12 protein-coding genes are annotated in these 14337 nt (G+C 72.0%); 8 read left to right on the forward strand and 4 right to left on the reverse strand.

Going from position 1 to position 14337, the window contains the following annotated elements:
• Positions 1–9: 9 nt before the first annotated feature.
• The 4 genes from KZ813_RS13440 to KZ813_RS13455 all read right to left on the reverse strand — a co-directional run bounded on the left by KZ813_RS13440 (position 10) and on the right by KZ813_RS13455 (position 4208).
• Positions 10–1539 carry a carboxylesterase/lipase family protein gene (locus tag KZ813_RS13440; protein WP_219755501.1) on the reverse strand — a complete coding sequence of 510 codons (1530 nt, stop codon included), beginning with the start codon at positions 1537–1539 and terminating at the stop codon, positions 10–12.
• Positions 1536–2984, reverse strand: coding sequence for a sodium:solute symporter family protein (locus KZ813_RS13445; protein ID WP_258046761.1), 1449 nt, complete (start codon positions 2982–2984; stop codon positions 1536–1538). The genes KZ813_RS13440 and KZ813_RS13445 overlap by 4 nt, the downstream gene beginning before the upstream one ends.
• A complete protein-coding gene (locus KZ813_RS13450) occupies positions 2981–3205 on the reverse strand; it encodes a DUF3311 domain-containing protein (RefSeq protein ID WP_183942914.1) in 225 nt (74 codons plus the stop codon). Before KZ813_RS13450 ends, KZ813_RS13445 begins: the two co-directional genes overlap by 4 nt.
• A gap of 64 nt (positions 3206–3269) precedes the next feature.
• On the reverse strand, positions 3270–4208 hold the full coding sequence (locus tag KZ813_RS13455; protein WP_183942913.1) for a LysR family transcriptional regulator: 939 nt from the start codon (positions 4206–4208) through the stop codon (positions 3270–3272).
• 129 nt (positions 4209–4337) lie between these two features.
• On the opposite strand from KZ813_RS13455, the gene KZ813_RS13460 reads away from it, so the two are divergent.
• From KZ813_RS13460 to KZ813_RS13495, 8 genes are all read left to right on the forward strand, one after another.
• On the forward strand, positions 4338–5267 hold the full coding sequence (locus KZ813_RS13460; protein WP_219755502.1) for a dihydrodipicolinate synthase family protein: 930 nt from the start codon (positions 4338–4340) through the stop codon (positions 5265–5267).
• Positions 5268–5272: 5 nt separating this feature from the next.
• Complete coding sequence (locus KZ813_RS13465; RefSeq protein ID WP_219755503.1) at positions 5273–6472, forward strand: NAD(P)/FAD-dependent oxidoreductase; 1200 nt, start codon at positions 5273–5275, stop codon at positions 6470–6472.
• Positions 6472–6762, forward strand: a complete 291-nt coding sequence (locus tag KZ813_RS13470; protein WP_219755504.1) for a 2Fe-2S iron-sulfur cluster-binding protein — start codon at positions 6472–6474, stop codon at positions 6760–6762. The genes KZ813_RS13465 and KZ813_RS13470 overlap by 1 nt, the downstream gene beginning before the upstream one ends.
• Positions 6759–8177 carry an FAD/NAD(P)-dependent oxidoreductase gene (locus tag KZ813_RS20195; protein WP_308461892.1) on the forward strand — a complete coding sequence of 473 codons (1419 nt, stop codon included), beginning with the start codon at positions 6759–6761 and terminating at the stop codon, positions 8175–8177. Before KZ813_RS13470 ends, KZ813_RS20195 begins: the two co-directional genes overlap by 4 nt.
• A gap of 114 nt (positions 8178–8291) precedes the next feature.
• Positions 8292–8777, forward strand: a complete 486-nt coding sequence (locus tag KZ813_RS13480; protein WP_219755505.1) for a VOC family protein — start codon at positions 8292–8294, stop codon at positions 8775–8777.
• 35 nt (positions 8778–8812) lie between these two features.
• Entirely contained in the window at positions 8813–9217 is a 405-nt protein-coding gene (locus tag KZ813_RS13485) for a RidA family protein (protein ID WP_219755506.1), read from the forward strand.
• Between the two features lie 271 nt (positions 9218–9488).
• Positions 9489–11759: a TonB-dependent receptor gene (locus KZ813_RS13490; protein WP_219755507.1), complete on the forward strand. Its 2271-nt coding sequence runs from the start codon at positions 9489–9491 to the stop codon at positions 11757–11759.
• Between the two features lie 140 nt (positions 11760–11899).
• Entirely contained in the window at positions 11900–14335 is a 2436-nt protein-coding gene (locus KZ813_RS13495; protein ID WP_219755508.1) for a beta-glucosidase family protein, read from the forward strand.
• The last annotated feature ends 2 nt before the right edge of the window (positions 14336–14337 follow it).

A 14337-nucleotide genomic window follows, 5' to 3' on the forward strand; every position in this document is an offset into this window, starting at 1 on the left:
GCGGGGGCGTCATAGCACGCCGTCCCAGAGGCGCCGCTCGGCGCCGGCGAGATCGGCAACGATGCGCGGCACGGCGTCGAGCCGCATGGTCGCGCGCCGGCGCACGTCGTAGCTCGGCCAGTTCGCGGCTGGTGCCCCACCGCGCACGAAGCGCAGCCACATCGCGTGCATCGCTGCCGACAGCCGCTCCGCCGACGCGCCGACCGGGCCGTAGACCGCGGAGGCGGGGTCGTCGAGCCGCGCCCAGGTGAGCGGCAGCTCGGCGCCGTGGATGGCGTAGCCGCGGCGCGCCCCGGTGGTGAGCGGCAGGTCGAAGCGGTAGAGATAGGCCGCGCCACCCGCGCGCGCCTGCGCCGCCGCCAGCCGGATCGTCGGTATGCCATATTCCTCCGCGCTCACCGCGGCGTAGCGGCGGGCGAGCGGGTCGGGCACGAGCGCGGCGTAGCGCGCGTAGACCGGCGCGAAGGCGGCGAGATCGAGGTTGGCGAGCTCGCCGGCGCGCACTGCCTCGGCCCCGGGGGCGGGAGGGCCCCAGAACGCCACCTCGTCGCGGTTCCAGCCGAGCAGCAGCGGCACGTCGCGCGCTGCGCCGGCAGCGATGGCGGCGAGCGGCGCCTGCGGGAGCAGCGCACCGCCGACCACGGCGCGGAAGGGATATTTGCGGGGGTACGCCGCCACCACCGCGGTCTGCGCCGCGAGCAGCGCGCGCGCGGGCAGGTCCCGCAGCGCGACGGGCGCGACCCCGGCGGCGGCGGCGACGCGGCGGGTCAGCTCGGCGGCGCGGGCGCGATCGGCTACGGTGTGACCGCCACCGCTCTCCACGATCGCGCGAGCGAAGAGGCCGCGTGCCGCGGGTGCGGTGAGCAGCGAGACGACGTCCTTCGCCCCCGCGCTCTGCCCTGCCAGCGTCACCCGCGCCGGATCGCCGCCGAACGCCACGATGTTGTGACGTACCCAGCACAGCGCCATGATCTGGTCGCGCAGGCCGTTGTTGCCGCTGTCGTGATAGGCCGCGCCGAGCGCCTCCTCGAGATCGAGAAAGCCCAAACAGCCGGTGCGATAGGTGATCGTGACGCAGACGACGCCGGCGCGCGCGAAGCCGCTGCCGTCGAACACCGGGAAGCGTGTCGAGCCGGTGACGTTGCCGCCGCCGTGCACCCAGACCTTTACGGGGTGAGGCCCGGGCCGCTCGGGCGCCCAGACGTTGAGATAGAGGCAGTCCTCCGAGGTCGGCAGCGGCGCGCTCGGGTCTTCGGGTACCGAGCCGGGCTGGATCGGCGAGGGTGCATAGGCCAGCGCCGCCAGCGGCTCGCGCCAGCGCGGCGCCGGCTCGGGCGCACGGAAGCGCAGCGCGCCCAGCGGTGGGCGCGCGAACGGGATGCCGAGGAACCGCGCCACCGTGCCGTCGCTCGTGCCGCGGATCGGCCCGCATCGCGGCTCGCGCAACACCGGCGTCGCCGCGCTCGCCGCACCGCCGGGGTACGCGCCGAGCGCGACGAGGCCGGCGCCGCCGCGCCGCAGCAGCTCGCGCCGGTTCACGCGACCGCCAGCGGCGCGCGGCCGCGGCGCAGCGCGGCATCGAGCAACAGCACCGTCGCGCCATTGAGCAGCAGCGCCGCCAACCCGAGGTCGAACCCGGTCGCCGCCGCCCAAGCCGACAGCGGGCTGGGAAGCAGCATCGCGGCATAGCCCACCGCCAGCCCCGCGCCGAGCGCGACGGCCGGTACGCCCGGGCGCAGGAAGGCGAGGTAGACGCCGGGCGCGAGCATGCCGATCGTGGCGTAAGCGGTCAGCCCGATCGTCACCAGCGACTGGTTCGGCCCGACCGAGAGCCAGGCAGCGAGCGCGGCGAAGGCGACCATCGCGGCGCGCGAGGCGAGCAGCTGCGCGCGCTCGTCCAGCGCGGGGCGCAGCGGCAAGACCACGTTGCGCGTGAAGATCGTCCCGATCGTCAGCAGCAGCACCGAACCCGGTACCAGCGCGAGCAGCGCCGCGGTGCCGCCGAACAGCCCGGTCACCCAGGCAGGGTAGCGATCGGTGACGAGCTGCAGCAGGACCGCGTTGGCGTCGCCGTCGGGCGGACGCGTGCCCGCGACCAGCGCGGCCACGCCGAGCAGGATGATGAACAGGTACGACAGCGAGTAGAGCGGCTGGAAGATCGCGTTGCGGCGCAGCGTCTTCGCGGCGTCGGCGGCGTAGCAGAGCTGGAACATGTGCGGGAAGATATAGGTGCCGACCGCGACGCTGATCGCGGTGGTCATCAGCCAGGTGACGCCTAACCCGGCCGCGAGGTCGCGCCCGGGCAGCGTCGCGGCGGCGGGCGCCATCGCCTCGGCGCGGCGGAACAGGTCGGCGATCGAGCTCGCGCCGACCTCGCGCGCCACGGTGAGCGCGAGCCCGCCGACCAGCAGCACCATCAGCACGTCCTTGACCCCCGCGGCGAAAGCGGCCGAGCGTAGACCAGCGAAGAAGACGAACAGCAGCATCGCCGCCGCGGCGAGCGCGGCGGCGGTGGTGGGATCGACGTCGCCCAGCGTCACGCGCAGCACCAGCCCCAGCGCGGTGATCTGGATCTGCACGTAGATCACCAGCGCGGCGATCCCGACCAGCGCGACGAGGATGCCGAGCCAGCGCGAGCGATAATGATGCGCGAAGAAGTCGGCCTGGGTCATCAGCCCGCTGACGCGCCCGCTGCGCCAGATCCGCGGCGTCAGCCAATAGCCGATCGCGGCGGCGAGCGAGACCGAGCACAGCGCCAGCGTCGCGGGCGCGCCGTGCGCCCAGGCATAGCCCGAGATGCCGAGCACCGCGAAGGTGGTGTAGATCTCGCCCGCGTTGAGGAACCAGAAGACGAGCAGCCCCAGGCTGCGCCCGCCGATCGCCCACTCGCTGATCGTGCGCGCGCGCGCCTGCATCCGGCCGTAGGCGACGGTGCCCAGCATCGTCGCCACCACCACCACCACCGTCACCGCCGTGGCGATCATCGCGGCGCCGCCGCGGCGTCGAGCCGGTAGACCAGGGCAATGGCGAGGCTGGCGACCACCACGCCTGCCAGTTCCCACAGCAGCAGGAAGGGCATGTGCCACGGCCGCCACGCCACGCCGTTCGCCCATGGCACGCCGCCGACCTGCCACAGGAAGGGCAGGAGCAGCGGCAGGTGGCGACGGTGCAGGCCCCCCGAGGGCGGGCTGTCGGGTTCGTCCATGGCGCTACGCTCCTTTCCGGCGAGCAGCCAGGCTAGCCACACCAGCATTGCGATGGGTGCGCGCTCATGTCGTGCTGGACGCAACGTCGGCCGCGCCCGCCTCGTCGTCGGTCCATTGACGAAGCTGTCGCTCGAGCACACCCAGCATCTTGAGCGGTGCCCCCTCGAGCTGGCGGCCGCTGCGCGTGATCAGGCCGATCGCGGTCTCCTCCACCCCCTCATCGTGCAGCGGCACCGCGCGCAGCGATCCCTCGCGCAACTCGGCCAGCACCGAGATCGACGGCAGCACGGTGGCATAATGGCCCGACAGCGCCGCGGCGCGCATCATCTGGATCGAGCTGCTCGTCATAACCGGTTCCAGGAAGAGCCGCTGCGACGCCTCGGCCAGGCTGAGGATCTGACGCAGTCGGAACTGCTTCGGGGCGAGGCACAGCGCATGGCCTTGAAGGTCGCGCAGCTCGACGCCGCGCCGTTCTGCGAGCGGGTGGCCCGGCGCGACGATCACCTTGAGAGGCTGCCGCGCCGAGCCGCGCAGGCGGATCTTCGCTTCCATCGGCGGCTGGAAGATCAGGCCGACATGCGCCTCGTCCTCAAGCACCATGCTGACGATCTCCGCCGTCGACGGCGTCAGGATCGTCAGGCGCACCGCGGGGAAGCGCTGCTGGAACTCGTCGAACAGGCTGGTCAGCGACTGACCGAGAAAGCCTTCGCCGACCGCGATCTGCACGTGCCCGGAACGGACGCCGCGAAGGTCGCCCAGCCGCGTGCGGAACGTCTCCTCCTGCGCCAGCTGCGCGTGATAATGTTCGACCGCGACGCGCCCCGCCTCGGTCAGCCGGATCGCGCGGCGCCCGCGCTCGATCAGCGGCAGCGCATATTCCTCCTCGAGCTGCGCGATCTGCCGGCTGATCGACGAGACCGCGATGTCGAGCTTGTCACTGGCGGCGCGCATCGTGCCCGCCTGCGCCGCCTCGAACAGATACCGCAGCCCCAGGTCCGCCATGCCATGCTCCTCCGGACACAATGCTGACGCCTTGTTGCGTCAGACGCAATGAAAACACCGCGCCGCGGCGATTGCACGAGCGGGCGCCGCGATGACAACTGCGTCCGTGGCACAGGGGAGCGATGCGTGATGGCAGACACCGGGAAGCGGGCGCGGGTCGGCTGGCGGGGCTATATACCCGCGATCGTCACCCCCTTCGATGCCGAGCTGGCGCTCGATACGCGCGCGCTCGGCGGCTATCTCGAGTGGCTCCACGCCGAGGGCATGCACGGGCTGGTGCTCGCGGGGACGACGGGCGAGTGGACCAGCCTGTCGCCGCAGGAGCGAAAGGCCTTGTTCGACGCGGCGGGCGCGCAGATGCGCGGCAAGCTGCCGCTGATCGCGGGCTGCACCTGGTTCACCCCGGACGAGGTGGTGGAGTTCGCGCGCCACGCCCACGCCGCCGGCTTCGACGGCATCCTGGTGACGCCGCCGCCCTACATCCGCCCGCGCGAGGACGAGATCCTCGGCTTCTACAAAGCGGTGAGCGACGCCTCCCCGCTGCCGATCTGCGTCTACAACTGGCCTCCGGGCACCGGTATCGATATGTCGGCCGAGCTGCTGGAGCGGCTGGCGGATCTCGACGGAGTGGTGGCGATCAAACAGTCGACGAGCAACCTGGCGCGCTTCGTCGAGACCTTCTTCGCTTTGTCGGAGAAGGTGCGCGTGTTCGGCTTCTCCATGGACGAGCATGGCCTGGCGCTGCTCCAGGCGCGCGGCGGCGACGGCACGATGGGCGCCGGCGCGGTGCTCGGCCGCGATCACCCCGACTTCTACAACCTTTTGTGGGCGGGCGACGTCGAGGGCGCGCGCGCGTGCGGGCGCAACGACCGCCGCGTGCTGACCGACTGGTACACGCCCGAGCTGGTCGGCCGTTTCGGCTCGGGGCCGGCGATCCTCAAGGCCGGGTTCGCCGCGCGCGGCATGCCCTTGGGCGGAGTTCGCCCGCCGTTGCTCGACGTGTCGGCGGAGGCGCGCGAGCGCATCGGCGTGACGCTGGCGGCGCTCGGCAAGGCCTGACGCGCGTGGACGCCGCCGACGTGCTGATCATCGGCGGCGGGCTGATCGGGTGCGCGGCGGCGTGGCACCTCGCGCGCGCGGGCACCGACGTGCTGCTGATCGAGCGCGGCGAGCTCAACGCCGGCGCTTCCGGGCAGAACGCCGGGTCGCTGCATTTCCAGATCGAGCGGCGCTTCCTGGAACACGGCGAGGCGCTGGCGGACCAGGCCGCGCGCACCGTCGCGCTGAGCCGGCTGGCAGTGAGCGAGTGGCGCGACCTGCCGGCGGCGCTCGGCGACGACCGTCTCGACGTGGCGATGCACGGCGGGCTGATGGTTGCGCAGAGCGACGACGAGCTGCGCCTGCTCGAGCGCAAGGCGGCGCTGGAGGCGCGCTGGGGTCTGCCGACCCGGTTGATCGACGGCGCGGAGGCGCGGGCGATCGCACCCTATCTGGCGGACGACGTGCGGGCCGCCAGCTTCCTCGCGGACGAGGGCCACGCCAATCCCCGGTTGGTGACGCGCGCGCTCGCCGAGGCCGCGGCATCGGCGGGCGCACGTTTTGCTCCCCAGACCGTGCTACGCGCGCTCGTCCCGGTGTCGGGCGGGTGGAGAGTGACGCTGCGACGCGGCGCCGCCGACGTGGAGGTGGCCGCGGCGAGCGTGTTGATCGCGGCGGGGGCGTGGACCATGGCGGTGGGAGCGCTGGCGGGGGTGCACCTGCCCGTCTTCCCGATCGGGTTGCAGATGAACGTCACCGAGCGTGTTGCGCCGTTCCTGCCGCACCTCGTTCAGCATGTCGGCCGCCGCCTGTCGATGAAGCAGGCGCATGACGGCAACGTGCTGATCGGCGGCGGCTGGCCATCACGGCTCGCGCGCGGTGAGGACGGGTTCGATCTCGCGCGCGCGCCAACGGTGCTGGTCGACTCGCTCACCGGCAATCTCGCGGTCGCGGCGGCGACGGTGCCGCGAGTCGGCGCGCTCAACCTGATCCGCACCTGGACCGGGGTGGTCGCGATCACCGCCGACCAGCTGCCGCTCGCCGGCGCGGTGCCGGGCCGCCCAGGCCTGTTCGTCATCGCCGGCGGGTCGGGCTTCACGCTCGGCCCGACGCTCGCGCGCGCGGTCAGCGCGGAGATGCTCGGCCGGTCCGCGGGCGACGCGGCCGAGGCGATGGCACTGGTCGCCCCCGCGCGCTTCGCGCACCTCAACGCGATGCTGGCGTGATGGCGCGCGTGGCGGATACCGCGCGGGGGGTGGCCGGCGGGATCATCGTGGATGGCGCATGCGTGTCTTTTCACCCCGGCGAGACCATCGCCGCGGCGATGCTCGCGGCCGGGCACGCTGCCTTCCGTCGCGATCGCCACGATCGGCCGCGGGGCCTGTGGTGCAACATGGGAACGTGCTGCGAGTGCCTCGTGCTGCTCGAGCGCGACGGTGAGGCGCGACGGGTGCGCGCCTGCCTGGTCGATGCGGCACCGGGGCAGCGGGTGACGACGCGGGACGGTGCGGCGTGAGCGAACCCTGCTACGACCTCGCGATCGTTGGCGGCGGGCCGGCGGGGCAGGCGGCGGCCGAGCAGGCAGTGGGGGCCGGGCTGTCGGTGGTGATGCTCGACGAGCAGGCGCGCATGGGCGGGCAGATCCTGCGCCAGCCACCATACGAGATGACAGTGGCGAGCTGGCTGGACGCCCGCGGCTATCGCGCGCTGAAGCGGCAGCTCGCGCGCGCCGAGGCGCTGCCCGGTCTCACCTTCCTGGGGCGCACCTCGGTCGCGGGCGTGCTGCGAGAGGCGGCGGGCTTCGCGCTGATCGCGGTGCCCACCGACAGCGCGCCGGGCCGCCGGGTCGCCGCGCGGCGCTTGCTGGTGGCGGCGGGCTGCTATGACCTGCCGGTGCCACTGCCGGGATGGACGCTGCCCGGCGTCATGAGCGCGGGCGCGATCCAGGCCTTCGTCAAGAGCCAGCGGCTGGTCCCGGGCGAGCGCTTCGTGCTCGCGGGCACGCACCCGCTGCAGCTGATCCTGGCCGATCAGCTCGTCGCCGCGGGCGGCACCGTCGCGGCGCTGCTGTTCGCGCAGACGCCCGGCGCGGTGGCACACGCGCTCGCCGGCCATGCCGGGGCCGCGCTGCGCCACGCTGCGCCGCTGGCCGCGGCGGCGGCGAGCTACGCGCGCCTGCGCCGTGCCGGCGTGCCGATCCAGTTCGGGCGGACGGTGCTGGCGGTCGAGGGCAGGGACGAGGTCGTGGCCGCGCGCGTCGGCGTGCCGGGCGAGGCGGGTGAGGCGATCGCCTGCGACCGCGTCGGTCTCTGCTACGGCTTTCTGCCCCAGGCCGACCTGCCGCGCAGTCTCGGCGCGACCGCGCGCTGGGTCGAGCGCACCGGTGGCTGGGCCACCGTGGCGGACGCGTGGCAGCGCGGTGACGTGCCCGGCCTGTACGTCGCGGGCGAGACCACCGGCGTCGCCGGCGCGCCCGCCGCGCTGGAGGAGGGGCGGATCGCGGGGATCGCGGTCGCGCGCGACGCCGGGCGGATCGATGCGGCCGCTGCCGGGCGCGCGGCGGCGGAGCCGCGGCGCCGGCTCGCCCACCTGCGCGGCTTCGCGGCGCTGCTCGACGCCGTCGCGGACCCGCGCGCAGTGATGACTCGCCTGGCCGGTGACGACACGATCGTCTGCCGCTGCGAGGATGTCACACGCGCGCAACTGCTCGCCGCCGCCGAGGGCGTCGCGGCGCCGTCCGACGCGAGCGCGCTCAAGTTGGTCACGCGCGCGGGCATGGGATTGTGCCAGGGACGCGGCTGCGAGGCGGCGGTGCTGCGGCTGCTGGCGGAGCGGACCGGCGTCGGGCCGGAGGCGATCGGCGGCTTCACGCCACGCTTCCCGGTCCGTCCGGTGCCGATCGCGAGCGTCGGCGAGGTAGGCGGCCGCTGACGCGACGGGGCGGGTTGTCGCTGACGCAACGAAGTCGTCGCCCGCGCGCGCTTGTCCGCCCCCCGTCGGGCCAGCACACTCCCCGTCAGACGCGACCAGCAGGAGTATGCGCTTATGGCCGACCACGATCGTCCGCTCTTCCTCGAGGCCGACCATGTCTCCTGGACCGTGCCCGACCTTGACGACGCGGTGCGCTTCTACACCGAGGTGTTCGGCGCGACCGAGCTGTTCCGCATGGGGCCGCTCGACGCCGCCGATATGCCGCGCGGCGATGACGGCCGCGATTGGATGGCGTCGCACGTCAACGTACCCGGCGCGCGGCTGACGCTGGCGATGCTGAAGCTCACCCCCAACCTGAACTTCCAGCTGGTGCAGTATGACAAGCCCGACGATCGCCGCACCGAGCTGCCGCGCAACTGCGACCGCGGCGGTCATCACCTCGGCCTGCGCGTCGACGACGTCGACAAGGCGGCGCGCTATCTGGCGGCGCACGGCTGCACGGTGATGGAGACGATCGTGATCGATGCCGGCCCGCTCGCCGGCCACAAGAACCTCTACGTGCTCGATCCTTTCGGCCATCAGCTCGAGATCGTCGACTGATCGCCGCCCTGCCCGCTCCAGACCCAGGAGATCTCATGCCGATCGAACGTCTCAACCCGCCCGCGCTCTACGACAGCCTGCAGTTCGGTTTCAGCCACGCGACGGTGCAGCACGGTGGTCGCACCCTGCACCTCGCCGGCCAGGTCGGCTGGGACAAGGAGCTGAACGTCGCCGCGGGCGACCTCGCCGCGCAGACGCGCCAGGCGCTCGCCAACCTCCGCGCCGTGCTCGAGGCGGCGGGCGCGAGCGCGGCCGACATCGTGCGGCTGCGCACCTATGTGGTCGACCACGAACCGGCCAAGCTCGGCATCGTGCTTCAAGAGGTCGGCGCCTTCTACGGCGAGGCGACGCCCGCACCTAATACCTTCATCGGGGTGCAGGCGCTGGCGCTGCCCGACTTTCTTGTCGAAATCGAAGCGATCGCGGCGCTCCCGGAGTGATCAGCCGCGGAGATCTCAGCCAAAGCGAGTGCCGTAACACTCAGATATGCTGGCTTTATCTTGCACTTACTCAGGGAGACTCGTCTGTTCGTGATAACGATACCTTATCGTGACAATGTTGTGCGCGGCGCAACGAAGTCCTCGCCGCTGCTGCATTGCAGGGGGCGCGGCCAAGATAGATCATGATCTCACGCTCACCGACGGCTCACACGTCGGAAGCGTCCGCAGGCGGGCATCGTACTCTTACCAACCCTTGCAGGGGAGGATTTCCATGCGTTGTCCCAACATCATCGCTTTCTCTTTGTCGGTCAGCGGCGCAGCCATGGCGGCAGCGCTGTTCGCCGTCCCCGCCCAGGCGCAGCAGTCTCCCGCGACGACCGACGCGCAGAACGCCACCGCCGAGACCGAGCCGAGCGTCGGCGCCGCGTCGGGTGACATCGTCGTCACCGCCTCCAAGCGCGTCGCCAGCACGGTGCAGGACACGCCGATCTCGGTCCAGGCACTGAGCGGGGACGACCTCAAGGCGCGCGGCGCGGTCGATTTCGCCGACTTCTATCGCTCCGTCCCGGGCCTGTCGGTGCAGGACGAGGGGCCGGGCGACAAGCGCTACGTCATCCGGGGCATCAACTCGAACGGTGCCGGTACCGTCGGTCTTTATCTCGACGAGACCGTGATCACCGGCGAGAACGCGCAGGACGGCTCGGGTCAGGCGCCCGACATCAAGCTGTTCGATATCGATCGCGTCGAGGTGCTGCGCGGGCCGCAGGGTACCACCTTCGGCGCCAGTTCGATGGCGGGCACAATCCGCTACATCACCGCCAAGCCCAAGCTGGATCGCTGGACCGGCTACGTCCAATCGGGCCTGCGCGCGACCCGCGGCGCCGACCTCGGCTTGCAGACCGACGGCGCGATCAACATACCGGTGATCGCGGGCGTGCTCGCCGTGCGCGCGTCGGGCTTCTACGCCGATCTGCCCGGCTATATCGACAACCGCTTCCAGGAAGGCGCCAACGCCGAGAAGAGCAAGGCCGGACGGCTGCAGGCCCGGCTTCAGATCACGCCGGATCTCACGCTCGACGGCATGGCGATGTACCAGAAGGTGCATCAGGACGCGAAGAACTTCTACAATCGCGAGGACTTCGCCGGCACCCCGCTGACCGGCTACCGCTATCAGCAGGCCGATGTGGCGCGCGCGCCCTACGACGACGAGAGCGAGATCTACAACGCAACGCTGACCTATACGCGGCCGTTCGGCACGGTCACCGCGACGGGCTCGCGCTTCGTGCGCGACACCGACTTCAACCGCGATGCCTCGCTGGCGGCGCAAGCTTTCTTCGGCCTGCCGTATGACGGCGACGGCCGGTCGCTGCTGCGCCAGGTCAAGCACCGCCGCGTCGACAGCGCCGAGCTGCGCTTCGCCTCCGACTTCGGCGGCCCGTTCCAGCTGCTGTTCGGCGGCTTCTACCAGGACGAGAACCGCGACTATCGCAGCTACTGGCCGACCGTGAACGCGCAGGGAGTGATCGACGCCAGCTCGCGGCTGCTGCTCGATCGCACCGTCGGTACCGACATCAAGGAGAAAGCGCTGTTCGGCGAAGCGAGCTACGCCTTCGTGCCGAACCTGACACTGACCGTCGGCGCGCGGCTCTTCGACTTCAACCTGGAGCAGCGCTCGGTCGCGATCGTGAGCGCCGGGGGCGGCACCGGCGCGGGGCCCGGCCCGCTGCTCAAGACGAGCGACAGCGGGCTGATCGGGCGCTTCAACCTGGCGTGGAAGGTCAACGAGCAGGTCAACGCCTATGTCCAGGTGGCGCAGGGCTATCGCTCCGGCGGCACCAACGACCAGACCGCGGCCGAGCTCGCCAACGTGACGATCCCCGCCGGCTACGGCTCGGACTCGCTGTGGAACTATGAGGTCGGCCTCAAGACCGCGCTGATGGATCGCAAGCTCTACCTCAATGGCGCAGTCTACTACATCGACTGGTCGAACATCCAGGTGACCGACCAGGCCAGCAACGGCACCGTGTCCTTCCCGTTCACCGGCAACGGCGGCAAGGCGTCCGTTAAGGGTGCCGAGCTGACGCTGGACGCGCGCCCGGCCGCCGGGTTGCAGCTCAACCTCGGGCTCAACTACAGCCTGGCCGAGCTGAGCGAGGACAATCCCGTCCCCGCCACCGGGCGCAAGGGCGACCGCGTGCCTTACGTGCCCGAGTGGACCGGCTCGGCCGGCTTCTCCTACAGCGCGCCGATCGGCGACGCCGGGCTGGAGGGGACCGTCGGCGCCGACGCGAGCTACCAGGGATCGATGGCGACCAAGTTCAACTCGGCGATCGCTAATTATCGCGCGCTCGATTCCTACTGGCTGGTGGGGCTGCGCGCCGGGGTCTCGCGCGGGCCGTGGGCGCTCAACCTCAACGTGACCAACCTGTTCGACGATAACACGCCGATCAACTACAACGAGATCGTGCCCGGCGTGTACCCCGACGGCTTCTATATCAGCAGGCCGCGTACCGTCGCGCTCGCCGGCACGGTGCGGTTCTGACCCGCCCCGTCCAGCTCCGGCGGCGCGCGGTCGCGCTCGTCGCGCTCACCGCCACGACCGCCGCCACCGCGGGGGAACCGCGCCCCTGGGCCGACCCCGCCCATCCGGCCGCCGAGCGCGCCCGGCTGATCGTCGCGGCCATGACCGAGTCGGAGAAGCTGGCGCTGCTCGAGGGCGACACCACGCTCGACGCCAACGGCACCGGGGTGAACCCCTGCGTCGGCCATGTCAGCGGCATCCCGCGGTTGGGCCTGCCCGCCTTGTGCATGGGCGACGGGCCAGCCGGAGTCGGCAACGGCATGACGCAGGTCACGCAGTTCCCGGCACCGATCATGGGCGCGGCGACGTGGAACGCGGCGCTCATGGAACGGTTTGGTGCGGCGCTCGGTGCGGAACATGCCGCCAAGGGGCGCAACGTCGTGCTCGCGCCGACAATCAACATCATCCGCACGCCACTGTGGGGCCGCACCGCCGAGACGCTGAGCGAGGACCCGTATCTCACCGCGGCGCTGGGCACCGCGATCACGCGCGGGATCCAGGCGCAGGGGGTGATCGCCACGCCGAAGCATCTCGCCGCCAACAATCAGGAATGGCTCCGTCTGGGCGACGCGCCGGGCTATGAGGCGATCGATGCGCGCGTCTCCGCCCGCGCCCTGCACGAGATCTATTTGCCCGCCTTCGAGGGGGTGGTGAAGCGTGCCGAGGCGGGCTCGATCATGTGCGCCTACAATCGCGTGAACGGCCATTACGCCTGCGAGAACAAAGATCTGCTGGGTACTCTGCGGGGCTGGGGGTTCGACGGCTTCGTCGTCGCCGACTGGTATTTCGCGCATCGCAGCACCGTGGCCGCGGCCAAGGCGGGGCTCGACATCTCGATGCCCGGCGGCGCCAGCCCGTTCGGCTTCGCCGACTTCTACGGCGCGCCGCTCCGCGCGGCGCTGGCGCGCGGCGCCGTCTCGCGCGGCGACATCGACGCGATGGTCACGCGCATCGTCACGCCGATGTTCAGGCTCGGGCTGGTCGACCGGCCGATCCGCGGCAGCAGCGCAGCGGACGCGCGCACGCCGGCGCATCTCGCGCTCTCGCAGGAGATCGCCGAGCAGGGCAGTGTGCTGCTGCGCAACGAGCGCGGCGTGCTGCCGCTGGCGCGCACATTGCGCTCGATCGCGGTGATCGGCGACGACGCGAGCGCCAACGTCCAGACCACCGAGCGCTACGGCGGGTTCGTCAAGAATGACGCGGTCCACCCGCGCGCGCCGCTCGACTCGATCCGCGCCGCGCTGCCCCCCGGCACGCGCGTGCGCTACGCGCGCGGGACGCTCGGCATCGGTGCGCTGCCGGCGATGCCAGCGAGCGCGTTCCGCGGGCTCACCGCGCGCTACTTCGCCGGCGCCACGCCACAGGGTACCGCGCTCGTCACGCGCGCCGAGCCGCGCATCGACTATGCCGAGGCGGGGGCGCAGGCGGGGGTGGCCGGGCTGCCCAAGACGTGGTCCGCGCGTTGGGAGGGACAGATCGTGCCGCCGCGCACGGGAACCTACCGCTTCTCGCTCGACGGCGGCGGCGACGCCCGCCTGACGATCGACGGGCGGCGTGTCGCCACCGTGCCCAAGAACAGCTTCCGTCTGGTCACCCATGGTGTGGCGGAGCTGCGCGCCGGCGTCCCGGTCCGCTTCCAGCTCGACTATAGCAACGCGCCGACGCTCTCGCCGACCGAGCTGCGGCTCGGCTGGCAGGTGCCCGACCCCGCCCTGATCGACGAGGCGGTCGCCGCGGCGCGCGGGAGCGACGTCGCTTTGGTGTTCGTCGCCGATCACGTCTCGGAGGGAGCCGACCGTATCGACCTGCGCCTGCCCGGTGATCAGGACGCGCTGATCGCCGCGGTGGCCGCGGCCAACCCGCGCACCGTGGTGGTGCTGCACACGGTCGGTCCCGTGCTGATGCCGTGGCGCGACCGCGTGGCGGGCATCGTCGCGGCCTGGTATCCCGGCGAGCAGGCGGCGGACTCGATCGCCGCGCTGCTGACGGGCCGCGCCAACCCGTCGGGCAAGCTGCCGGTGACCTTCCCCGCCGACATGACCAGCGGGCCGACCGACCGGCCCGAGCGCTATCCCGGCATCGGCACGACGGTGCGCTACGACGAGGACCTGCTGGTGGGCTATCGCTGGTACGACCAGCAGCGTGTCGAGCCGCTGTATCCGTTCGGCTTCGGGCTGTCCTACACGCGCTTCCGCTACGATCGACTTAGCGTGGCGCCGCGACCGGGCGGCGGCTGGCAGGTGCGCGCGACGGTGCGCAACGTCGGCGCGCGCGCGGGCAGCGAGGTGGCGCAGCTCTACGTCGCGCTGGCGCCTGGGAGCGGCGAGCCGCCCCAGCAGCTCAAGGGCTTCGCGCGGGTCACGCTGGCGCCCGGCGCGGCCGATACGGTCGACTTCACGCTCACCGAGCGCGACCTGTCGACCTGGGACGAGGCGGCGGGCGGCTGGAGACCTCATCGCGGCCGCGCCGAGGTCTTCGTCGGTGGCAGCTCACGTGATCACGCGCTCAGCGGGGCGATCGACGTGGCGGCGCGCTGAGC

Origin of the sequence: Sphingomonas folli, from assembly GCF_019429525.1 — a bacterium.
In the GTDB taxonomy this organism is placed as follows: Bacteria; Pseudomonadota; Alphaproteobacteria; order Sphingomonadales; family Sphingomonadaceae; genus Sphingomonas; species Sphingomonas folii.

Coding starts and splice junctions, on each gene's coding strand:
- KZ813_RS13445 (WP_258046761.1), bottom strand. CDS start 2,984: ATGATCGCCACGGCGGTGACGGTGGTGGTGGTGGTGGCGACGATGCTG.
- KZ813_RS13450 (WP_183942914.1), bottom strand. CDS start 3,205: ATGGACGAACCCGACAGCCCGCCCTCGGGGGGCCTGCACCGTCGCCAC.
- KZ813_RS13455 (WP_183942913.1), bottom strand. CDS start 4,208: ATGGCGGACCTGGGGCTGCGGTATCTGTTCGAGGCGGCGCAGGCGGGC.
- KZ813_RS13460 (WP_219755502.1), top strand. CDS start 4,338: ATGGCAGACACCGGGAAGCGGGCGCGGGTCGGCTGGCGGGGCTATATA.
- KZ813_RS13470 (WP_219755504.1), top strand. CDS start 6,472: ATGGCGCGCGTGGCGGATACCGCGCGGGGGGTGGCCGGCGGGATCATC.
- KZ813_RS13480 (WP_219755505.1), top strand. CDS start 8,292: ATGGCCGACCACGATCGTCCGCTCTTCCTCGAGGCCGACCATGTCTCC.
- KZ813_RS13485 (WP_219755506.1), top strand. CDS start 8,813: ATGCCGATCGAACGTCTCAACCCGCCCGCGCTCTACGACAGCCTGCAG.
- KZ813_RS13490 (WP_219755507.1), top strand. CDS start 9,489: ATGCGTTGTCCCAACATCATCGCTTTCTCTTTGTCGGTCAGCGGCGCA.
- KZ813_RS13495 (WP_219755508.1), top strand. CDS start 11,900: ATGACCGAGTCGGAGAAGCTGGCGCTGCTCGAGGGCGACACCACGCTC.